Consider the following 21,644-nt stretch of genomic DNA (forward strand, 5'->3'; position numbering starts at 1 on the left):
AGCGCCATTGCCGAACTGCAACTGGGGCTTCAGGACGAGCAGAACGGTGAAATTATCCACCTTGCCAACTACCGGGTCGAAGTCGGCGCCCAGTCGGCAACCGTCGGCGACGCCGTTATCGCCATGAACAAGGCATTAAATGAAATCTACTCCCGTTTTGTCGCCAGTCTGGGCAAGTTGTAGGGCGCGAATTCACTTCACAAAAGCGCCAGATTTTGTACCGCCCTACAGCCTGACTGACGGCATTTCGACGACGATGTTTCTACCCCGCCATTTCAGGAACAGCTCAAGGTTTACATATTCGTCCGATTGAAGCTTGAAGGGTTGGGCCCGCAGCCTTTTTTCACAGCCCCTGAAACGGGTGTGCAAGGACACCAGTTTTTGCGCCCCCAAGCGGTACGTAGGAAAGCCGTTGGCCAGACCATTGCTCAACACGTTGCCACGCAACAGGTTGTCGGCGTAATCCGAATGGCAATGCTTGCACGCCATGTTCAACTGACCATTTCTGGTGTTATAGAGCTTTTTGCCTTTGTTGAAGAAAGGCTCCATTGGCCCGTCAATATTGATATCAAAGGTCATGCCCTGCGATTGCGCCATGATGAAGGCGGAAATACCCAGAAGACTGGGCGAACTCCAACTCCAGGCTTTGGCCCCCATGCGATCCTTGCGCTCGCGGTTGATCTTTTGCAACAGGCTAATGGGCTTTTTAGAAGCCGCGTCATATTTGGGATAAGCGCTGCCAACGCCCTTCATTTCTACGGCCGGGTCGGGATGGCAAGACGCACACGACTTGCCTTGGCTGCCGTCAACTTTTGACCATGCCGCTTCGCCGTCTTCAAGAAAGACCAGCGCCGGGCCGGCAAAATCATCATCCTGAAAAGCCTGGGTCGCAGGCACCGCGTAATCATAGCCGGATTTCAATTTTTCACCTTCATCGGCGCGGGCAGGCGTCAACAGGGCCAAAATCGTCAAAATTGTAGCGGCGCTTTTCATCAACGCATGCATGAATTCATACTCCCTTTGGCTTTTGTAGGGGATTATATTATTCGTCCTTCAAGGTTTTCAGATAGGCGACAATATCTTCCACCTGCTGGGCTGATAAAATGGTTTTGTCCTTATATTTAACAAGAACCCGGTTTAGTCCCTCGGTCCGGTGGTAGGGCGGCATAATGGTATCGGGATTGTTGATCCGGGGGTCCATGACCTGAAGCCGGATCTCGGCTTCACTCAAATTTGAGCCGACCCCGTCGAGGGGCGGGCCAACTTCGCCATGAAACAAAATATAATCAAGCGAGGTGACAACATGACAGGCAAGACAGTTGCCTTTTTTGCGATGAATGAAAACATTCTTGCCAGCCTTGGCATCACCGGATTTGGTGCCGGCCAGGGGTTGATCCGCATTCAATTGCTCCCCGGCAAAAGTTTGCGTGGCGGCGATGACGAACAACAGAAAAAAAGCAGCGCAGAGCAGCGGTGCATAGCGATGAACAGGCATTTTTCAAGCCTCCCAGCCGAATTAGTGTCGCCTTCTGCTTTAAACGTATTTCGTGCGCAGCATGATAATGGCTGAAGTGAATGTCATTGACTGGGGTCAAGGGCGGGAACTCACTTCACAAAGCAGGGCAAACGTCTGCTTTCAGGCGGTTGGCGAGCTTTGTTAATCGAGAGAGTTCTGCCTGTTTTTGACCCAAAGCGGACATTGGAGTCGCGTGGGATATATAATAACCATACAATGATTGATTGGCTTGATGTCAGGGAGAATGGCGCTTCATGCAATTGGAAAAATTGACGTTTGAAGGCATCCGGGCACGACCGGTCCTGCTTAAATTGAAGCGACCCATCGTTGCACGTATCGCAACAATTACGGAGTGGCCGCTCATTTTGATCGACCTCTACACCAAGGAGGGCATTACTGGTCGAAGTTATTTGGAACCCTATGTTGCGAAATCGATGCGGTACCTTATTCCCGCGTTGAACGACCTGTCCGACCTTTTCAAGGGACGAGAAGTTACCGCAACAGAACTTTTTGATGCCGGACGCAAGTCTCTCCATTTCCTCGGCTATGAGGGCATGTCGATGATTGCGGTTTCCGGACTGGACATGGCGGCCTGGGATGCGTTGGCAAAGGCTGCGGGGATGCCCCTTTGTGTCCTCCTCGGTGGTTCCGTTGGTCCTGTTAAATCGTACAACAGTAATGGTCTTTGGCTGAAAGACCCCGATGAAGTCGCGGCGGAAGCCATCGAGTTGCGCGATGAAGGGGGCTTCACTGGTCTCAAATTACGCCTCGGTCGGGACCGGGCGGCGGACGATGTGTCGACCGTAGAAGCCGTCCGCAAGATGCTCGGTGACGATTTGCAGTTGATGATCGACTTCAACCAGGGGCTCAACATGGCCGAAGCACTTGAGCGGTGCCACATGATCGATGAACTAGGTCTAGCTTGGATCGAAGAACCCATCGTCTACGACAATATGGATGGGTACGCTCAGTTAACTGCAGAGTTGAAAACGCCTGTTCAAATCGGTGAGAATTTTTACGGCCCCCGGGACCTCTACAAGGCACTTCAAAATAAGGCTTGCGACTTGGTGATGCCGGATTTCATGCGGATTGGCGGCGTCACGGGCTGGTTGCGGGCCGCAGCCATTGCCGGTGTGGCGGGCGTCCCCGTTTCTACACATCTTTATCCAGAAGTCGCCGCGCATGTCATGCGTGTCACCGAAACCGCTCATTGGCTGGAATGGCAAAATTGGGCCGACCCCATTTTGCAGAACCCGTATGAAATCAAGGATGGACTTCTGAACATCCCGAACGTGCCGGGTGTGGGTCTGGAATGGAATGAAGACGCGGTCGCTGCAAATCTTGCCGCTCTCTAGCTGGGTCAATGACGGCACGTGTTCCTCTCGGTCACCTGCAGCGTGAGGCAGACCCTATATTGGTTTAGGGCAGGTAGAGCGGACATCATTCAGGGCCAATGATTAGGTCTGGTTATGACCCAAAGCGGAAGTTTGGCATTAAGGTTTTATCGTCTTCAAAATCTATGGGACTGTCCAACCGCTGACATCACCACGACCTCTTCGCCAAAAGTTTCAACCAGTTTGTGGATAGCCCTCCAGCCGGTACAATGTCCGGGAACGATTAATTTTAAATTGAAGGCTTTCATGTCTTCAATTGTTTCCGGAATAATCGCTTCGCACGCCGCCCCGGATAAATGAAAACCACCCATCACAGCATACAGAGGAATTGGGTCGAAGACCTCACGCGCATTCTTCAGCACGTTAATTACACCAGCATGGGAACAAGCAGTAAACACGACGATTCCCTTATCTTTAACGTGCACGGCTGTATAACGCTCATCCATAATTAGCGGATCGGGTTCCCACCCGTTACCTATATCCTTTACATGAGGAGGAAGCCCAACTTCGTAAGGTGTCACCCGTGGAATTTCGCCGCTAATGTAGAAGGTGTCCCCTAAAAGAGTATGCTCCTCTGCCCTTGAGACGATATCGGCGCCAAGCCCTTCAAGCTCGCTTTTGTCAGGCAACTCTTCGAACGGTATAATTCTGCCATCGGGAAGTTTCATTCCGCGCAGAACGAACATGTCATCATTGACATGCACAGGAGTTTTTTCCCCACTCTTCGCTTCGTTGATCAGCCGAATAGCAGAAGTCATTCCGCCAACGTGGTCCCAGTGACCGTGAGAAAACATCGCAGCATCAATTTTTGAAAATTCAATCCCCAGTCGATTGCCATTACGTTCTACCGTTTCCCCTTCCGGTCCGGAATCAAACAGCAATGTATGACTATCTGCCCCATGGTTCGCCGTTATCACGAGTGAAAGCCCCCAATGGGCACAGCATAGGCATTTCCCGGAAAGTTCTGTTGCTCCTGCTTTTAGTACATTCGGGACGTGGCCAGTAACAGAATCAGGGGCCGTAGAGAGTATATCCATAATGTTATCGACCAGGACATTTACATCACATTGATCAATCGGTTTTAACATCCTCAATCACCCTCTAATTTGTTAAATTTATAACCGGTTATTTCTTGGCCCGTTGGTTATTTGTTACAATTGTACCGTGAGTGAAAAAATACTCTAAAACTATGGGAATGTAAGTAAATGGCTAAAAGCAGACAGGGTAGAAAGTGCATTTAAGCGTCTGCTACCCGCTTGGAAGCGGACATTGCCGTCCCCAGGCTTTGCCTTTAATCGTCAATATTACCGCAAACTCCGCTCATGGAAAATAAAGCCCAGGAAGTTTAGAATAACCTGCGCTGCCAGCATGGCGGTGATGCCGCTTTGGTCATAATCAGGCGCCACTTCGACCACATCCAAACCGACCACATCGCCTTTTTTGACAAGCCCCTGCAGGATTTCCAGAACCTCGTAGTAGTGGAAGCCGCCGTGGCTGGGGGTTCCGGTGCCGGGCGCTATTGACGGATCGAAACCGTCTATATCGATGGTCACGTAGAAGCGCTTGCCATCGGGAATCCTGTCCAGCGTGCCTTGCGTTCCAAGTCTTCTGACATCGCGGACAGACAGGATATCCGAACCGGCGGCGCGGGCGTCGTCATAGTCGCTTTTATTCGATGACGAGACATTACGAATACCCATCTGGGTCATGCCGGTAACCCAGTCCATTTCGGAGGCGCGACGCAAGCAATTGCCGTGTCCATAACGGACCCCGTGACGTTCATCGACAAAATCAAGATGGGCATCAAAATGGATGATGTGGACCGGCTCCTGTTCTGAAAATGCCGCCATACAAGGGGCGTGAATGGCGTGGTCGCCGCCTAAAATAACCGGCATGGCACCCGCTTTCAAAATAGCCCGAACCGCCGCTTCGGTATTGGCGTGGCTTTTTTCGGTATTGGTGTGGACAATATCGGCGTCACCGATATCAACCATACTGACCTTGTCCATGGGCAGGTAGGTGACATCGTCTTCGTGGTCGTAAGCACCGCCGTGGCCGAAAGAAAACAGGGTCGATGCCTCGCGTATCGCCCGTGGCCCGAAACGGGCGCCGGGCCGGTACTGGGTGCCCATATCATAGGGAACGCCCAACACGGCAACATCGGCGTCAATGGCGTCCCAATCCAGGCATGGCTGGCGCTTGGCAAAAGTGCAGTGACCGACGAAGGGAAGGTTCAGTCGTCCGCTTTCGTAGGAATTGTCCACCATATTTTAGGCTGCTTTCCTGTCCTGCTTGACCATATCAAGAACGCTGCGGACCGTATTGTCAGCCCCGTCGGCGATCTGGCTGATGGTTGCGTCCAGCATGTAACAAGGCGAGGTGACGAGACGCAGCGCTTCGTCGATGACGATTTCACCATGTGTTGTTGTTTTGTGAGCGCCGCCCATTGCCTGGATAGCCTCGGCGGTATCGGGGTCCTGGCCGATTGTTACTTCCGCGCCTTCGAGAACACGAGCGATCATGGCCGGCGCAATGCATAAAGCGCCAATCGGTTTGCCAGCGCCATGAACCGCCTTAACGACCGCCCTGACATCGTCGTTGACCGTGCAATCGGCACCGTCGAAGGCGAATGAGCATAAGTTCTTGGCAGCGCCGAAGCCGCCGGGAAAAATGATGGCGTCGAAATCAGCGGCGTCGAATTCCTTCACATCCTTGATGGCGCCACGGGCAATACGCGCGGATTCGACCAGAACGTTACGGCTTTCATCGCTGACCTCGCCGTTTAAGTGATTGACGACGTGGGCTTGCTCAACGTCCGGGGCAAAGCATTGATACGCGGCGCCCTGGCGGTCCAGCGCCAGCAAGGTCAGGGTTGACTCGTGAATTTCAGCGCCGTCATAGACGCCGCAACCCGAAAGGACAACCGCGATAGTCGGTTTGGTGTCGGTCATGGTGCGTCTCCTTATATGAATTTCCGCGAAGGCGGATTGTTAGCAAATAAGTAAATCCCCACTACGGGTTGATAGGCAAGGGAAAAGGCCATAAAAGGACCTGACAGAAATTACTCGCTGGAGCCAAAATCATGACCATCAAGTCTCAAAACATTACCGCCGTCGCCCACCGGGTCAGTGCGGATGAGCGGGCCCGCGCCAATGGCCATAAAGGCGGGGTGTTGTGGTTCACCGGTCTTTCGGGTTCGGGTAAGACGACCCTGGCTTTCGAGTTGGAACAGCGTCTGTTCGCCAGGGGCTATCAGGTTTACGTACTGGACGGGGATAATGTTCGCCATGGTCTGAACAGCGATCTGGGGTTTTCGCCAGAGGACCGGGCAGAGAACATTCGGCGCATCGGCGAGGTGGCGGCCTTGTTTGGTGAAGCCGGAAGCATCGTCATCTCGGCTTTTATCTCGCCTTACCGTGAAGACCGCAAGCTGGCCCGAAGCGCCGCTCATGAAGGATTTCACGAGGTCTTCCTTTCGGCCGACCTGGCGGCCTGCGAGGCGCGTGATCCCAAGGGCCTTTACAAGAAAGCTCATTTGGGCGAAATCGCTGATTTTACAGGCGTTTCAGCACCTTACGAGGAGCCCGAGAACGCCGATCTTGAAATCGATACAGGGACGCTTGGGATCGAGGAAAGTATCGCTATCCTGACCGATTACATCGACACCGCCTTCGGCGTGCCAAAGGATTAATCAATATCAAGGGCGCGCTTGTAGAGGTCGAGAATTTCTTCTTGTTCGCGGCGATCGGTCTGATCCATTTTGCGTAAGCGCACGACCTGGCGGATGATCTTGACGTCAAAGCCAGTGCCCTTGGCTTCGGAATAAATTTCCCGGATATCGGCGGCAAGGGCCGCTTTTTCCTCTTCCAGGCGTTCGATCCTTTCAATAAAGGACCGCAACCGATCCGCAGCAACTCCACCAACATCCGCCATTTTCGACTCCTTTAATTTTGTTGGCCGCAAGATAATCTTCGTTAGGGGGATATAGCAAGGGCGGAAATGGTTTGTTGGAGGAACTTTATGCTAAAGTTATCAAAGCACCAATGATAGCGGGAGCGCGACGTGCCGACCTTTAGTTTAGAACGCTGTAATTTGTTCCTTGCCGAAGATAATGACTATATCCGCAGTGTTCTCGACAACCTGTTGCGGCATCTTAGTTTTGAAAATATTACGGTTGCCGAAAATGGCGCCGATGCGATCGATTACTTTAAGACACTTTGCGGACCACAAGGGGCTTCAAAGGGCCATGCCATTGATCTGGTGATTTCTGATCTGGTGATGTCGCCGGTAAACGGGTTGCTGTTGCTCAGGTGGTTGAGGACAGCAAAGGAATCCCCCAACCGTTTTATGCCGTTCATCATGCTTTCGGGGGCGGCCGATAATGAATATGTTCACGCCGCACGGGATTTGGGGGTAACGGAATTCCTGGCCAAGCCGTTTTCGGCCCAAAGTGTATCCGGTCGTATCCTTGAAGTGATCAATTTCCCCCGCCAGTTCGTTGCCACCCAAAGCTATTTTGGGCCGGACCGCAGGCGTCAGGAAGGTTCCGCACCAACAATGGAAAGGCGGATGACCGAGGAAAAGGATGTGGCCATCGTTTATTCCCCTGAAAAAGCGGTCAAACCGGAAACGCCAACGGATGTCTGGTATTTCCGCCTGCCAAATTCTTTAAAGGACAAGGCCGGGGGATTGGGTTTGAGCGGACCATGCGAATTGCCGCTCGATTTTCTGGAAGAAGCGGAGCAACAATTGCAGCGCGACGCCCTGGATTTTACCCAGTGGGCGCACGATTATCTGAAAAAACTTTCATTGTTGTGTGACGAAGCCCTTAAGGGCACGGGGTCGCGGCGGGAATATTTCGAGGAAATCAACCTGCTGGCCCATGAATTGCGGGGCCAGGGCGGAACTTTCGGTTATCCCCTGATTACGATTTTCGGAAAAATGCTCTACGACGCTACGGGTCAGAATTGTCGCCAGGATGACATTGCCGTTGAGCTGGTTCAGGCCCACATTGACGCCATGCGCGCCGTCTTGCGAGACAAGGTTTCCGGTGATGGAGGAGCGATCGGTCGTGAACTCCAACGCTCATTGGAAGCCGTTGTCGAAAAACTGACTAAAGCCCCATGACCGTTTCGTCGATCAACATGTCGACGACGGCGTCCAGGGCGTCCTCGTTTGTCATGCCACTTTCAATGGATTGATAATAAACGGCCCGTTGGCGATGGGCACTGGTGCCGTGTTTGACGATTTCACGCAGTCGTTTAATTTCTGCGCTGCACTTCAGGGCCTCGGCATCTTCGGCTACCATATCGATCAGTTCGTCGATCAGATCGGCACTGGGGACCATGGCGCCCTTGCCAAAATCAAGCAACCCGTCGTCAAGTCCGTAACGTTGGGCCCGCCAGCGGTTCTCGTTGATCAACATATTGGCGTACATGCGCCAGCGCTGGTTGTCGCGGCGCAACCGGTAAAGCATACGGATAATGCACTGGAACAGGGCGGCGATGGAGCAGGTGTCCTCAAGGCGGGTGCAGACATCGGTGATCCGCATCTCCAGGGTCGGGAAGGCGGTTGAGGGCCGGATATCCCACCATAACATCGAGGCATCCTTGATCGTGCCTGCCTTGATCAGGACATTTACGTGGCGTTTGTATTCGGCGTAGGAATCGAAGCGTTCGGGAAGCCCGGTACGGGGCAATTCATCGAAGACGCTCAACCGGTACGACTTCAGGCCCGTATCGGTGCCCTGCCAGAACGGGGAGGATGTGCTGAGCGCCAGAATATGAGGCAGGAAGTAACTGGCCTGATTCATCAAATCAATGCGCAGTTCGTCATCGTCGAGCCCCACATGAACATGCATACCGCAAATCAAAAGACGGCGGGCGACAGCCTGCATGTCCTGGGCCAGCACATGGTAGCGTTCCTTGTCCGTATGCTGCTGTGCCTGCCACTGGGAAAAGGGATGGGTCGATGCGGCAATCGGCGCCAGCCCGTGTTTGCTGGCGACGTCTGCGACGGTCTTACGCAGTCGGCTCAAATCTTCGCGGCCATCGTCAATGGTTTGGCAAACACCCGTCGCGACTTCGATTTGCGATTTAAGGAATTCCGGTTTGATCAGGTCGCCAAGGCGCTCCTCGCATTCAGCCCATAGCTCTTCCGGTGGTTCGTCCGCCAAATCCCGCGTTTTCGGATCAACCAGCAGGTATTCTTCTTCGATGCCGATGGTGAAAGATGGTTCTTTATCTGACATCTATCCCTCCGTTGGTGACTAAAAATGCTCGACCTTGTGCAAACTGTCCTGGGCCAGGATGTCTTTGAAGGCTGTCGCCAGTACGCCGGCCCAGTGCTCGACACCCTCGGGGGTTTCGATCAGGTCCTGGCGAATTTCCACGGCGCACGTAGGAAGGCCCGCGGCACCTGCGTGTAAATCTATGGTATAGGCGATATCCCGTCCGGAATAGGGTTCATTGTCGCCGACATGATAGCGACCGTCCTCGGCATTTCTAAGTTTTTCCAGCAAAGGCACGGCCAACCGTGGATCCCTGTTCCACAGAACGCCGATATCCCAATAGCGGTCCCTTCCGGCGAGGGACGGGGTGAAACTGTGAATGGAAAACAGGGCCGGTGCCGGTCCGCGTCGCCACAAGTGGGCCAGGGTATTGGCCAGTGCGTGATGATAGGGCCAGAAGAAGTTTTCAACCCTTTCAAGCTGATCGTTTTCGCTTAAATTCGCATTGCCCGGAACCGGCGTATTGTCGCTGATTTCCGGTATCGACTGGGGGTCGCCCGGTTGCCGGTTAACGTCAATCAGCAGACGGGAATATCCGGCAAGAGCCGCCGCCGCGTCCAGTTTTCTGGACAAACTGCGGGTTACCGCGGCAGCGCCAATGTCCCAGGCGATATGCAATTCAAGGGCGCTATCGTCCAGGCCAAGCTGATTCATGCCCTGGGGTATGGCACGTGAGGCATGATCGCAAACCAGCAACATTGTGGCCTTGCCATCGGGGTTTATGACCTCGTATGGGGCCGGGTCGTCTTCACCAATCAGTGTTGGTTCGGCGAGGTCGGGAAAATCACTATTCATGGCTCCTGTATAACGCAATTTGTCCGTAATTCGAGGACTGTTTTTTGCTTTGTTTTGCAATTAGCGGAAATTTACTGGCGGCGATGGAAAATAGCCTTTAAGAGCCATCTATGAGTAATAACGGGGAAACAGAAGCCGCCGCTGATGGTGGCCTACTGGCGAAGGGTACGGGCTCTCAAGGATTGGTGTTGACCGCCCTGATTGTCGGTGCGGTGACGTTGGGTTTTTCACCCATACTGGTGCGCTTAAGCGAACTGGGGCCGACGGCGAGCGCCTTCCACCGGGTCTTTCTTGCCTTGCCGGTGTTGTGGTTGTGGAGCACTCTTGAAAAGCGTCGCGGACCAACATCGCCAAAAGCGACCCCCACACCGGACCTTAAGGATTACAAGGTCATGGCGCTGGCCGGCTTCTTTTTTGCCGGCGATCTGATTTGCTGGCATTGGTCGTTGCAATTCACAACTGTCGCCAACGCGACATTGCTGGCCACCATGGCGCCGATTTGGGTGACGCTCGGATCATTTGTCTTGTTCAGGGAGCGGTTTTCCAGGCTCTTTCTTTTTGGTGTTGTTGTTGCCATCTTAGGTGCTGCGGTCTTGATGGGTGACAGTTTTCAATTGAGCAGGGAAAGGCTCTTTGGCGATTTATTAGGCGTCGGGACAGGTGTGTTCTTTGGCTCTTACATTCTCACTGTCGGTCGTCTGAGGGCCCATTTCTCGACGGCCTCCATCATGTTTTTGACCACCGCTGTCACCGCCGCCATACTGTTGCCAGCAACATTGATATCCGGTGAAGCCTTGATCGCGCAGACATTTAACGGCTGGATCGTGTTGCTTGCTTTGGCGTTGTTGACCCATGTTGGAGGTCAGGGTGCGATTGCCTACGCCCTGGCTCATCTGTCATCGGCCTTCACCGCGGTCGCCATGCTGCTTGAAGGGGTGGCGGCAGTGTTCCTGGCCTGGATTATCCTGTCAGAAGTTCCCGGTGGCTGGCAGATTGTTGGCGCCTGTATTGTCATCGGTGGCGTCATCGTTGCCCGCCGTGGCAACCTTCAGGGAGGGCCAGCATGACCCGTGGTGACAGAACAGGTTTTTATCCGTGGCTGGTTTGGGGATTAGCGGCGAGCTTTTATTGCTATGGCTTTTTCCAGCGCGTCGCGCCCAGCGTCATGGTCGGCGAACTGATGTCCGAATTCAGCGTCAGTGCGGCGGTTTTGGGAAATCTTTCGGCATTTTATTTTTATGCCTACGCCAGTTTGCAACTTCCCATCGGCATCATGATTGATCATTGGGGGGCCAAGCGGATGCTGGTCGGAGCGGCCTTGTTGTGTGGGGCCGGAAGCCTGCTGTTCGCCAAGGCCGATAGCCTGACCATGGCTTACGCAGGGCGCTTGCTGATCGGGGCGGGGGCTGGTTTCACCTGGGTTGGAACATTGAAGCTAACGGCACAGTGGCTGCCGCCCAAACGCTTCGCCATGGTTTCGGGAATGACCCTGATGCTGGGGATGATCGGCGCTGTTGCCGGTCAGGCGCCGTTGGCTGCTGCTGTTGCGGTATTCGGCTGGCGCGATACGTTGAGCGTCGCCGCCTTCGTCGCCATTGCCCTGGCGGCGTTGATCTGGCTGATTGTCCGCGACCGTGCCGATGATACCCTTGGCCCTGATATCGGCGAGCAAACGGCAGGTCTGTTGCATGGTCTGAAGGTCACTCTGAAAAACCCTCAAAGTTGGTACGCGGCTGTTTATGGCGGCACCATGACGGCCCCCGTTCTGGCGTTTGCCGGTCTTTGGGGTGTGCCTTATATGATGCAGGCATATGGCCTGGAGCGGACGGAAGCCGCTGCCTCAACGTCGTTGATGCTCATCGGTTGGGGAATCGGCGCTCCATTGACTGGCTGGGTCTCCGATCATATCGGATTACGTCGCTTGCCGATGCTGATCAGCTCGATCATTGTTTTGATCATATTTATCATTCTTATCTACGTTCCGAACCTGCCCCTTGAAGGGGTGCAGGCATTGCTTTTTCTGCACGGGTTTTTTAATGGCGGCATGGTCATTTGCTTTGTCATCAGTCGTGAAAACAACAAACCCGGACATGGTGGGGTGACCCTCGGTTTTGTCAACATGATGGTGATGGCTTCGGGGGCGTTCTTCCAGCCTTTCATTGGCTGGCTGCTAGATATGAACTGGGATGGCACGCTGATCGCCGGAAGCCGGATTTATTCTGTGGATGCCTACAAGGTGGCGCTCTTCAGTCTTGTTATCGGCGGTGTTGTCGCCGTTGTGATGGCGCTTCTGGTGCGTGAAACCCGTTGCCGGAATGTCTTCTTAAGCGACGAATAATATCCTTAAGGCCAGTGTCAGCCGCCGCCTGGCGCATCACCCGAGGCCGGTGCTATTTCAAGGCCTTTGTTATCGTCTATGTCTTTAACGATGATCGCCAGATTATCAGGGTCCTGGCAAATATCACTTTGATCGAGAACAGCCCGCCCAACGGAACAGTCCTTCTGGGCGAAACTTGACAGGAAATGATCGCCGATGGATTTCCCCGATGCTGCATAACTGATTCCCGACAAGGCCATGCTGACGGGCCAGGGAATGCAGCCTGGTAAAAGTAACATAACAACAAGGATGACAACCCCGCCTGGGGGAATACGTTTTGACGTGCCCATGATAATCTCCACTGGTCAAAGGGCTTATGGGCGGGGTCATTTGGAAGTAATGGGTTGGTGTCTCCATTAATCATAAGTATAAATTAATAGTTAGCAAATAGAAGAAGAATCTATTTACTTAAATTTATTTCAAATTTTAATTAAATTATATTTATGAAGACATCTCAGGTTTGTTGCCCTTCGAGTATCTGACGAAGGTCTTTGATCTTGGCTTTGATCCCTGGCATTTGCGGATTAATGGTCAATGCTTTTTCCCATGCCTTAAGCGCCGCCCGATCTTTGCCGATGGCCGAATAGATCAGGCCCAGCCCCGACAACGCACCAAAGTGGCGGGGCTCAAGGGCCAGTGTATTTTGAATATCAAAAACCGACGCTTCATAGTTTCCCAGAAGGTAGTAGGCAGTGGCGCGTTTGTTCCATCCTTCGGCATAACCTGGATCAATTTCAACGATTTCGCCGAACGCTAGTATCGAAAGCTTAAATGCACCGCGATTCATGGCGTTGATGCCAATGGACATCCGCTTACTGATTTGCCCATCGTCGTGGTGTATCCAGGCCGTCCAGATGGATTGCTCGATATCTGCCGCTTCATCGCTATCCGCGGTTTGCTGCAGGCGTGCGAAGAGGGCATCCAGCATGGCGTCATTCTGGTCGGCCTTAAGGCCAGGCGGAGCGAGAAGAGAAAATAATATTGCGAGGACAGTAAATTTAATCATTGATCAATCCTATAGCAGGCAGAGCGTCAACCCAAGAAACCGGCAGCAGACTGGTTGGGTATTAATTGTATAAATCTATGTTTTCCCCCCATAAGGGGCCGAACTATGTATATAGGAAGTGTCTTCAAATTTGGAAGTTGCACGTTAGATTTAAACTGATTCCATAACAGCATGTATTGAAAGGAGCATGGTCTTTTCGAGTGCCAGAATTTGGGGAGCTACAAGCCCAAAAAGGTATCGCGAGAAATGGTTACAAGATGAAATTTTTTGGGCAAAGTTTAAGATATCGAATTATGTTTTTGATCGTGTTGGTCGCTTTGCCCATCGCGATTTTTGACGTGTATAAAGAGACTCAGGCAAAACAGGAAAACATCATCAAGGCCACCGAAGACCTGACCCGCTCATCCGACGCTGTGGTTGGTAAAGTGCACGACCTGATTGAGACATCCCACGAACTGCTGACTACCCTTGCCGGGGTGAAAGAAATATCAAGCGGTAACATTGAGGCCTGCACAAACCTGCTACAAGAAGTGGGCGCCCGTTATACCAAATACAGTAATTTTTCTGTGGTCAATGAAGATAAATACATCGTCTGCAGTTCCGGCCCCCTGCCCAAGCCTGTCCTTGTGGCTCATTCCCCAAATATAAACCAGGCCTTCGCGACAGGAAAATTCGCCGTCAGTCCTTTTAAATTCGGGGTTCTATCCGGCAAACCGATTTTGGTTTTTTCCGAGCCCCTTTTAGATCAAAACAAAGTTGTCGGAACGGTTAACACAGGACTTAATCTTACCTGGGTTGCGGGATATTTCTCATCAGTGTTCAAGCACAAAGGTGAGCAGATGGTGATGTTTGATGATGGGGGCGTGGTTCTTGCGTCTTATCCCAATGGCTCTTTTCCTGTAGGCATTACCATTAGCGAGGTCGGTATTCCCCACCTTGCCCGTGATGTAAAAAAGGGTACGGGTACGTTCAAGCTTGAAAGTGGCGAGGAAATGATAGGGGTGGTTGCGGTCATTCCGCATATTCCCAAGGGGGCGAATGTCGTTTCCTTCACATCATTGGATAGCCTGGAAAGCGTGTTCCTGATGGATCTGTACCAGCGTTTGATGATCGTCGGGTTTCTCACAACACTATCGTTGATTCTGGCCTGGGGAGGCGCCAGGGCTTTGCTTATTAATCCCATTAACCGGCTCGTGGTTTTATCAGAGGCCCTGGCCAAGGGAAACCTGAAGGCTCGTTCCGATGTTTCTGCCGATATGGGTGAACTGGGTCGCTTGGGACAAACCTTCGATCAAATGGCCGATGCTCTGGACACCCGGACTGCCGCTATGGAACAGGCCAGAGAGGCCATGCTGGATAGTGAAACGAAATTACGTGCAATTTTCCAATCGAGCGGCACGACGGCGATAATCTCCAGTGATGATGAGGGAAATATTGTAAGTTGGAATCCAGGTGCTGAAAAGGTGTTCGGGTACAACGAAAAAGAAATCCTCGGCCAACCCACGACACGGATCATCCCCGACCGTTATAAGGGCGCCCATTCAAAAGGGTTAAGCCGTGTCGTTGAAACCGGTGCTTACAAGATTATCGGCAAGACCGTTGAATTATCAGGTTTGCACAAGGACGGACACGAGGTGCCCGTGTCCTTGTCCCTGGGGGCTTGGGAAGTTGGCCAGCGAAAATATTTTAGCGCTATCATCAATGACATAACGGTGCGCAAACAATCTGAAAAGAAAATCAATCAACTCGCCTATACGGATTACTTCACTGGTATGCCCAATGAAGCGTTTTTCCTAGAACGGCTGAATGAAAATATCGATCAGAACTGTCAGGGTTTTGTCGCCTCGATTGAACTTTCGGGCATGGGTGACATTGTTGGTACGTTCGGCCTGGAAGCATCTGAATTGATCATTTACGAGACCGGTAAGCGTCTTAATGAACAGATGAATCCTTTATCTGTCGTTGCCAGGACGGGAGAGCGTCTGTTCAAGGTTCTCTACATATCTGATGATGAAAATGAAATTGCCCATTTGGCTGCCATTGCCGAACGGTTTTACCAGGTCGCTTCTGATAGTTTTGATTTGATGGGATCAAGCGTGTTTGTTCATGTATCCATGGGCATCAGCCTCATCGACCGTGAAGAATCAACGGCAAAATTATTGCTGACAGATGTCGAAATCGCCCTTCATGAAGCGAAAAACTCGATAACAAGCAGCATTGTCTTTTTTGAAGACTCTATCAAAAAGCAGCTCGTAAGAAGCACCCAGATCGTTGCATGGTTGCGATCAGCTATTGAAAACAGCGAATTCAAACTATTTTTTCAGCCTCAGTTCAACCTCAAGACAAACACCATCGTCGGTTGCGAGGCGCTTATTCGCTGGCCGCAGAGTTCACAGGAATGGATTTCCCCGGGAGAATTCATTCCGATTGCCGAAAGATCCGGCCTGATCGAGGAAATAACCACCTGGACCGTTGATAATGCCTGCATGACAGCTGCGTCCTGGCTTTCAGAACAGGATTTGAAGATCAGAGTAGGCGTCAACATTTCGGCCGAAGAGCTTGCTTCCCCGGAATTCCTTCGTTACGTGACCAACTTTATTCAGGTATCCGGGTTACCCGCCGAGCTGCTTGAAATCGAAATAACCGAAACGGCCCTGATGAAAGACGTGGTTATGGCGACCCGGAACCTGCGCAAGATACGTGACATGGGCGCCTCTATCGCCATCGACGACTTTGGCACCGGACAGGCGTCACTTGCGTATTTGAAAAATTTCCCCATCGACCGTTTGAAAATTGATCAATCGTTTGTCAATGGCGCGCCGACCAACAAGACCGATCAGGAAATCATTGTCTCGATTGTCAATCTGGCCCACTCACTTGGACTGGAAGTCATTGCAGAGGGGGCCGAAGAGGAAGAGCATATTAAATTGCTTGTCGCCCTTGGTTGTGATGAGGTGCAGGGGTTTTATATCGCAAAGCCCATGCCTGCAGAAGAATTTGTGGATTTTGTAAAGGCTTATCGATAATCGTCTCGAAGATGTGACAGTTCGCTGAACCGTCAACAAGGAGGGGGTAATGGTAGGCAGCGGTTCGCGAGCAGGCGGAAATTTTTTAACCGGTACGACAGAAGACAATCCGCCACTGGCGGCGGCACTTCTGGTTGGCTCCTTGTTCCTGCTTGGTTTACAGGACGTCTTGATCAAATTTACCAGCTCTGACCTTTCTTTATGGCATTTTCAGTTCTTCCGGGCGTTCTTCAATATGTCGCTGTTGTTGATTTTTCTGCGTGGATTGCCGCCGACACCAAAGCGCTTTTGGGCAGTGGCGCTGCGCAGTTTTTTGCTGTGCGGGGCGATGGTTTGCTTTTTCTCGGGCATACCGTTTTTAAGCCTGGCTGATATCGCCGCCGGTTTGTATGTGTTCCCCCTGTTTATTGCCGTACTGTCGGGGCTGGTGCTTGGCGAAAAAGTTGGCCCCCGCAGGGTGATCGCGATTTTGATCGGCTTTAGCGGCACCCTGCTTATTCTCAAGCCCGGTACAGACAGTTTTACGCCTTTCTCCCTGATGCCTGTTTTCGCCGCCATGTTCTATGCCTGCACAATTCTTACGACGCGCAAGCTTTGCCGCGATGAGTCACCCGTTACCCTGGCGTTTGGCGTCGCCATCGCCTTTCTGATTTTGGGTTTCCTCGGCCTGCTTTCATTCAGCAATCAGCCGTTTGCCGAAATGGCCCAGGCATGGCCTTATCTTTTTACGGGTTGGCACAGCATCGATCTGTGGGTTTACGGGATTATCGCGATCTGTTCGGCGCTCAATGTATCGGCCAACGTCAGTCTGGCCAAAGCCTATCAAACTGCTGAGGCCAGCTGGCTGGCTCCCTTTGATTATTCATACCTGGTGTTTGCGACTTTTTGGGGGATCGTGATCTGGGGTGATGTGCCCGATGGTTTGATGGTCATCGGCATGATCCTGATCGCAGGATCAGGCGGCTTCGTCGCCTGGCGGGAACGTCAGGAAGCCAAAGTCCCGATCACCCGCTGATCTGCCTGTATGGGATTGTGCCAAGGCGATTTGGGAATTGAATGTGGCAAATAGGGCGTGCCGTGGTTGAAGGGCCACGCTATTGCCTATTCAGTATCAGGATATTCCCACCAGCCACGCCTGTGTTTAACGGGCTGTATTTGCATGTCTCGTTTCATGCGATGTAGGTGAGATCGAAACGTATTCTGTTTTAGGTTATGATTTATGGTACAACATTGGTCGTATAGTTCTTTTGAGGAAACAGGCTTGCCATATTCTTTCAAAATTTTAAGAATTTTATTTTCAATCAAGATGCGGTCGAAACTGTTTTTTCGGGTAACTTCCCGAGTGGATAGATTGTCGTGCCGTATTCGTTGCAGTAATCGTTGTATCGCGAGTTTCTCTGCGGTTAAGTCGGTAATTTGATACCCTATCTCTTCAAGTTGTTTGAGGAGAGCTGTTTCCGCAGCTATAAAATTTGTTTTTTCCATGCTTGTTGCGTTTCACTTTTTTGCAACGAATAATAAACTTGTTATAATAAAAACTGATTTATTTTCAAGCGTTTATTTACATTGACAGTAGTTCAACGATGTGATAACAACAACGAAATTCGTTGTTGTTATCACATCGTTGCAGTAGTACAATATATTTTATTGCGATTTTAATGAATCTGGCGTTATAAGATAGTTAATAACCCCCGCCCCGCCTCTCCATGGAAGCGCATATGGGCGGGTTTTCTTTGCCTAATCCTAGGAATTAGCTCTGGCTCGTAAACCGTTTACCAAACCCGGACTGACTGTAGAAGATCAGCTTAAGGTTATGATCTCACGTGGTATGGGTGTGGCGGATGCTAAGGAGGCAGAGTTTTACCTTGAGCATATAGGCTATTATCGTCTCTCTGGTTATACACATCCCTTTAAAACAGGTGGGGTTGGACCCGACAAAAATGATTTTAAGGACGGGACAACCTTTGAAGAAGTTCTTGATCGGTACATCTTTGATAGAAAACTTCGCCTTCATGTAATGGATGCAGTGGAGCGGGTTGAGATTGCAATTAGATCAGCCTTGTCTAACTCCATTGCTACGCGTCATGGCCCTCACTGGTATTTAGACCCAGATTTGTTCAATTGTGATTCTGTTGATGATAACGGTAACGCTTTGTTTCTTCATGGCAGTTACATTACCGAAATTAAAAAGCAGATTGACCATCGGCGTCGTGGTCAAAACTCGGATGTGTTTATCAAGCACTATTACGATGAATATGATAACCCTGAAATGCCTCCATCATGGATGATTTTTGAGTCTGTTTCTTTTGGCGTTATCTCGAGAACGTTTAAGTTTTTGGCGTATTCTGAACATAAAAGAATTTGTGATGATTTTGGATTGCGGCATGACGCCCTGAGCTCCTGGGTTCACAGCATCTCATATGTTCGAAATTTATGTGCCCATCATTCGCGATTATGGAACCGTAAATTTACGATCAAGCCATATGCTGCAAAAGCCTATAGAGCTGACCTCAAACCAAATGATAAAATTTACGCCCAGTTATTTGTGATGCAAATCCTTCTTGAGAGGATTGCGCCAGAGAATCATTGGGCCTTACGGTTAGCTGAGTTATTTGATGAGCATCCAAATATTCCGTTAGGGTCAATGGGTTTTCCGGCAAATTGGAGGGAGCGTAATATATGGAGGTTGAAAGAAGAACAGGATTCGGCAGGCTTTCCACTTTGGAAGAAGATATATAGATGTTTCTTTTCCAAGTTGGACTAGCCTCTGGGTGAGTTATAAGCCTTCTAAAAAAGAGGATTTACCTAATAATAGAAAAGGCGTAAAGCCGGAACCCTCCGCGAACAACTGCACGGGTTTTGCACGGGTTTAAATGATAAAAAACGCTTTTGTTCGGTGTATGTTGCCATAAACCCAAACATCATATAATGCCCGAAACCCTGAAAAAGTCTTTATTTTCAAAGGGGATAAATGGTGCCGCCGGACAGAATTGAACTGTCGACCTCGCCATTACCAATGGCGCGCTCTACCCCTGAGCTACGGCGGCTTAAATTGGGGTGCCGAATGATTATTCGACCGCGCCTGTGGGCGTTCCTCAGGCGTGAAGGCGCGCACAATGCCATAGCGCTTGTTTCCTTGCAAGCGTCCCTTGACGAAGATTTTTTCAGGCTCCACCATGGGCAACGATATAGTGAATTCGGAAATACAAACGATGTCGGAAAACAAGACCGAAAAGCCAGTGCGCAATGCGGGCGAACCTGCCGGGCGGCACCATAAAAGGGTGGAAGAACGCCGCGAGCGGCAGGCCGAAGCCCTGCGCGCAAATCTGAAAAGGCGCAAAGTTCAGGTCCGTCAACAGCGAACACCGGCTGACAAGGATCAGTAGAATCCCGGCACGATGATGGTTTCGGTGCTTGTTCAGGACCACGCCATAGAGTAAAAATCCCTTGCGAAGTGATTGTTTTTTTTGATTTTTGGCATGTTGGACCCCCATGGACCGAATACTGATTCGCGGCGCCAGGCGATTAACCGGCACGATCCACATCGGCGGCGCTAAAAATGCAGCCTTGCCACTACTGGCTGCCTGTTTGCTGTCAGAGAAGACGCTGACCCTGTCCAACCTGCCCCATCTGGCCGATGTCTCGACCATGGCCCACTTGCTGGCTGATTTTGGCGTCAAAATCTCCATGAACGGCACCAGTGGTGGCGGCGGCAATCATGGCCGGGTGTTTGAACTTAATGCCGCCGATGTCAGCAAAACCACGGCCCCTTATGATCTGGTTCGCAAAATGCGCGCCTCGGTGCTGGTGCTTGGTCCCCTGCTGGCCAGATTTGGCAAGGCCAGGGTGTCCTTGCCCGGCGGTTGCGCCATCGGCACCCGACCGGTCGACCTGCACTTGAAGGCGCTTGCCCAAATGGGCGCGGAAATAGAACTTAATGAAGGCTATATTGAAGCCGCCGCCCCGGACGGACTGAAAGGGGCCCATATCGTCTTTCCCATGGTCACTGTCGGCGGCACCGAAAATTTACTCATGGCGGCGGCGCTGGCAGACGGTGAAACCACCCTTGCCAATGCGGCGCGCGAACCGGAAGTCACGGATCTGGCCCACTGCCTTGTCGCCATGGGTGCCGAAATTGACGGTATCGGCAGCGACACCTTGCGCATTATCGGTAAAAAAGAACTGCACGGTGCCGATTACACCGTCGTCCCGGACCGCATTGAGACCGGCAGTTACGCCGTCGCGGCGGCGGTCACCGATGGCGACCTGACCCTGAAAGGCACCCGACTGGACCTGATCGACGCGGTCGCCGATATTCTCAGGCAGGCCGGTGTTGAAATCAGCGAAGTTGATGACGGCATTCGGGTGCGCAGGGGGGCAGGGGGGCTTAAGGGCGTCGATGTGATGACCGAACCCTATCCGGGCTTTCCCACCGATATGCAGGCCCAGTTGATGGTTTTGATGTCGGTCGCCCAGGGGGCGTCAATGATGACCGAAACCATTTTTGAAAACCGCTACATGCATGTGCCTGAATTGTCGCGCATGGGCGCGGACGTCAATGTGCACGGCGCGTCGGCCATTATTCGTGGTGGAAGCGGCCTGAAAGGCGCGCAGGTTATGGCGACGGACCTCAGGGCATCCGTCTCACTCGTCCTGGCAGCCCTGGCGGCAGAGGGCGAGACGGAAATCAACCGCGTCTACCACCTGGACAGGGGGTATGAGCGGCTCGAAGAAAAACTCGCCGCCTGTGGCGCAGATATAGAACGGGTCAAATGATTGACCCGAATACAAGAAGGTTCGTGCAACCTGCCCCCAAGTAAGGCAATTATGCTGCCCCAGGTCTTAAGGGATCGATGAAAAAATCAGCCGTCAAATGTTTCCGTTTGACGGTTGTTAGATCTAGTCGATAGCAACCAGGTTTTCAGCCGAGCTACGTCCACCATCCCCGGGAACGAGTTCGAATTCTACTTTTTGACCTTCGCGAAGCGTATCCATGCCAGCCTTTTGAACGGCAGAGATATGTACGAAAGCGTCATTGCCCCCTTCTTCAGGTTCAATAAAACCAAACCCCTTTGTCGGGTTAAACCATTTAACAGTACCAACAGACATTTTTTTACTCACTTTTTGTGTCACAGACAGCGCAAAAATAGCGCAACAAAGGCTCCCCATCAAGCTTTTGCGAATCGTTTGCTAGCACGAAATGGGGATGAATCCCACTAATTTCGGCAATATTTTCAACTA

23 protein-coding genes and 1 tRNA gene are annotated in these 21,644 nt (G+C 51.7%); 11 read left to right on the forward strand and 13 right to left on the reverse strand.

All coding sequences use genetic code 11. From position 1 onward, the window contains the following. The coding region (locus tag HOL66_15595; protein ID MBT5245661.1) for a hypothetical protein at nt 1–183 on the forward strand (183 nt) is incomplete at its 5' end. Between the two features lie 42 nt (nt 184–225). Here the strand turns inward: HOL66_15595 and soxA are convergent. Together soxA and soxX are read right to left on the reverse strand one after the other, a co-directional pair. Next, complete coding sequence (gene soxA, locus HOL66_15600; GenBank protein ID MBT5245662.1) at nt 226–1,005, reverse strand: sulfur oxidation c-type cytochrome SoxA; 780 nt, start codon at nt 1,003–1,005, stop codon at nt 226–228. A gap of 37 nt (nt 1,006–1,042) precedes the next feature. Then, on the reverse strand, nt 1,043–1,495 hold the full coding sequence (gene soxX, locus HOL66_15605; GenBank protein ID MBT5245663.1) for a sulfur oxidation c-type cytochrome SoxX: 453 nt from the start codon (nt 1,493–1,495) through the stop codon (nt 1,043–1,045). A 275-nt stretch (nt 1,496–1,770) separates the two neighbouring features. On the opposite strand from soxX, the gene HOL66_15610 reads away from it, so the two are divergent. Next, on the forward strand, nt 1,771–2,871 hold the full coding sequence (locus tag HOL66_15610) for a mandelate racemase (protein MBT5245664.1): 1,101 nt from the start codon (nt 1,771–1,773) through the stop codon (nt 2,869–2,871). Between the two features lie 155 nt (nt 2,872–3,026). On the opposite strand, the gene HOL66_15615 is transcribed toward HOL66_15610, so the two are convergent. The 3 genes from HOL66_15615 to elbB form a co-directional block, all read right to left on the reverse strand. Next, nucleotides 3,027–4,004, reverse strand: coding sequence for an MBL fold metallo-hydrolase (locus tag HOL66_15615; protein ID MBT5245665.1), 978 nt, complete (start codon nt 4,002–4,004; stop codon nt 3,027–3,029). A 210-nt stretch (nt 4,005–4,214) separates the two neighbouring features. Beyond that, nucleotides 4,215–5,177 (reverse strand): agmatinase, encoded by a 963-nt coding sequence (gene speB / locus HOL66_15620; GenBank protein MBT5245666.1) that lies wholly within the window; start codon nt 5,175–5,177, stop codon nt 4,215–4,217. Between the two features lie 3 nt (nt 5,178–5,180). Continuing rightward, on the reverse strand, nt 5,181–5,861 hold the full coding sequence (gene elbB / locus HOL66_15625) for an isoprenoid biosynthesis glyoxalase ElbB (protein ID MBT5245667.1): 681 nt from the start codon (nt 5,859–5,861) through the stop codon (nt 5,181–5,183). A gap of 131 nt (nt 5,862–5,992) precedes the next feature. Here elbB and cysC point away from each other — a divergent pair, with 131 nt between their 5' ends. Beyond that, nucleotides 5,993–6,601 carry an adenylyl-sulfate kinase gene (cysC, locus tag HOL66_15630; GenBank protein ID MBT5245668.1) on the forward strand — a complete coding sequence of 203 codons (609 nt, stop codon included), beginning with the start codon at nt 5,993–5,995 and terminating at the stop codon, nt 6,599–6,601. On the opposite strand, the gene HOL66_15635 is transcribed toward cysC, so the two are convergent. After that, on the reverse strand, nt 6,598–6,843 hold the full coding sequence (locus tag HOL66_15635; GenBank protein ID MBT5245669.1) for a DUF2312 domain-containing protein: 246 nt from the start codon (nt 6,841–6,843) through the stop codon (nt 6,598–6,600). The genes cysC and HOL66_15635 overlap by 4 nt on opposite strands. Nucleotides 6,844–6,972: 129 nt before the next feature. On the opposite strand from HOL66_15635, the gene HOL66_15640 reads away from it, so the two are divergent. Further along, nucleotides 6,973–8,037, forward strand: a complete 1,065-nt coding sequence (locus HOL66_15640; GenBank protein ID MBT5245670.1) for a response regulator — start codon at nt 6,973–6,975, stop codon at nt 8,035–8,037. Here the strand turns inward: HOL66_15640 and HOL66_15645 are convergent. Then, on the reverse strand, nt 8,024–9,160 hold the full coding sequence (locus tag HOL66_15645) for a carboxylate-amine ligase (GenBank protein MBT5245671.1): 1,137 nt from the start codon (nt 9,158–9,160) through the stop codon (nt 8,024–8,026). The two genes, HOL66_15640 and HOL66_15645, sit on opposite strands and share 14 nt — an antisense overlap. An 18-nt stretch (nt 9,161–9,178) precedes the next feature. Next, nucleotides 9,179–9,994: a hypothetical protein gene (locus HOL66_15650; protein MBT5245672.1), complete on the reverse strand. Its 816-nt coding sequence runs from the start codon at nt 9,992–9,994 to the stop codon at nt 9,179–9,181. A gap of 110 nt (nt 9,995–10,104) precedes the next feature. On the opposite strand from HOL66_15650, the gene HOL66_15655 reads away from it, so the two are divergent. Both HOL66_15655 and HOL66_15660 read left to right on the forward strand, forming a co-directional pair. Continuing rightward, the gene (locus tag HOL66_15655) at nt 10,105–11,061 is read left to right on the forward strand and encodes a DMT family transporter (protein MBT5245673.1); all 957 of its coding nucleotides are present in this window, start codon (nt 10,105–10,107) and stop codon (nt 11,059–11,061) included. Beyond that, nucleotides 11,058–12,332 carry an MFS transporter gene (locus tag HOL66_15660; GenBank protein MBT5245674.1) on the forward strand — a complete coding sequence of 425 codons (1,275 nt, stop codon included), beginning with the start codon at nt 11,058–11,060 and terminating at the stop codon, nt 12,330–12,332. Before HOL66_15655 ends, HOL66_15660 begins: the two co-directional genes overlap by 4 nt. A 17-nt stretch (nt 12,333–12,349) precedes the next feature. Here the strand turns inward: HOL66_15660 and HOL66_15665 are convergent, their stop codons facing one another. Both HOL66_15665 and HOL66_15670 read right to left on the reverse strand, forming a co-directional pair. Beyond that, a complete protein-coding gene (locus HOL66_15665; protein MBT5245675.1) occupies nt 12,350–12,661 on the reverse strand; it encodes a hypothetical protein in 312 nt (103 codons plus the stop codon). A 164-nt stretch (nt 12,662–12,825) separates the two neighbouring features. After that, on the reverse strand, nt 12,826–13,377 hold the full coding sequence (locus HOL66_15670) for a hypothetical protein (protein ID MBT5245676.1): 552 nt from the start codon (nt 13,375–13,377) through the stop codon (nt 12,826–12,828). 293 nt (nt 13,378–13,670) lie between these two features. Between HOL66_15670 and HOL66_15675 the strand changes: the two genes are divergently transcribed. Then, nucleotides 13,671–16,403 (forward strand): EAL domain-containing protein, encoded by a 2,733-nt coding sequence (locus HOL66_15675; protein ID MBT5245677.1) that lies wholly within the window; start codon nt 13,671–13,673, stop codon nt 16,401–16,403. Between the two features lie 49 nt (nt 16,404–16,452). Continuing rightward, complete coding sequence (locus tag HOL66_15680; protein ID MBT5245678.1) at nt 16,453–17,418, forward strand: DMT family transporter; 966 nt, start codon at nt 16,453–16,455, stop codon at nt 17,416–17,418. 86 nt (nt 17,419–17,504) lie between these two features. Here HOL66_15680 and HOL66_15685 read toward each other — a convergent pair whose 3' ends face one another. Then, nucleotides 17,505–17,888 carry a hypothetical protein gene (locus HOL66_15685; GenBank protein ID MBT5245679.1) on the reverse strand — a complete coding sequence of 128 codons (384 nt, stop codon included), beginning with the start codon at nt 17,886–17,888 and terminating at the stop codon, nt 17,505–17,507. Between the two features lie 328 nt (nt 17,889–18,216). On the opposite strand from HOL66_15685, the gene HOL66_15690 reads away from it, so the two are divergent. Further along, nucleotides 18,217–19,167 carry an Abi family protein gene (locus HOL66_15690; protein MBT5245680.1) on the forward strand — a complete coding sequence of 317 codons (951 nt, stop codon included), beginning with the start codon at nt 18,217–18,219 and terminating at the stop codon, nt 19,165–19,167. Nucleotides 19,168–19,375: 208 nt separating this feature from the next. Here HOL66_15690 and HOL66_15695 read toward each other — a convergent pair. Continuing rightward, nucleotides 19,376–19,450, reverse strand: a tRNA-Thr gene (locus tag HOL66_15695). Nucleotides 19,451–19,615: 165 nt separating this feature from the next. On the opposite strand from HOL66_15695, the gene HOL66_15700 reads away from it, so the two are divergent. Further along, nucleotides 19,616–19,789, forward strand: a complete 174-nt coding sequence (locus tag HOL66_15700) for a hypothetical protein (protein ID MBT5245681.1) — start codon at nt 19,616–19,618, stop codon at nt 19,787–19,789. A 106-nt stretch (nt 19,790–19,895) separates the two neighbouring features. Then, complete coding sequence (gene murA, locus HOL66_15705; protein MBT5245682.1) at nt 19,896–21,179, forward strand: UDP-N-acetylglucosamine 1-carboxyvinyltransferase; 1,284 nt, start codon at nt 19,896–19,898, stop codon at nt 21,177–21,179. A gap of 123 nt (nt 21,180–21,302) precedes the next feature. Here murA and HOL66_15710 read toward each other — a convergent pair whose 3' ends face one another. Further along, on the reverse strand, nt 21,303–21,512 hold the full coding sequence (locus HOL66_15710; protein ID MBT5245683.1) for a cold-shock protein: 210 nt from the start codon (nt 21,510–21,512) through the stop codon (nt 21,303–21,305). Between the last annotated feature and the right edge of the window lie 132 nt (nt 21,513–21,644).

The organism is Rhodospirillaceae bacterium, from assembly GCA_018662005.1.
Taxonomy (GTDB): domain Bacteria; phylum Pseudomonadota; class Alphaproteobacteria; order Rhodospirillales; family JABHCV01; genus JACNJU01.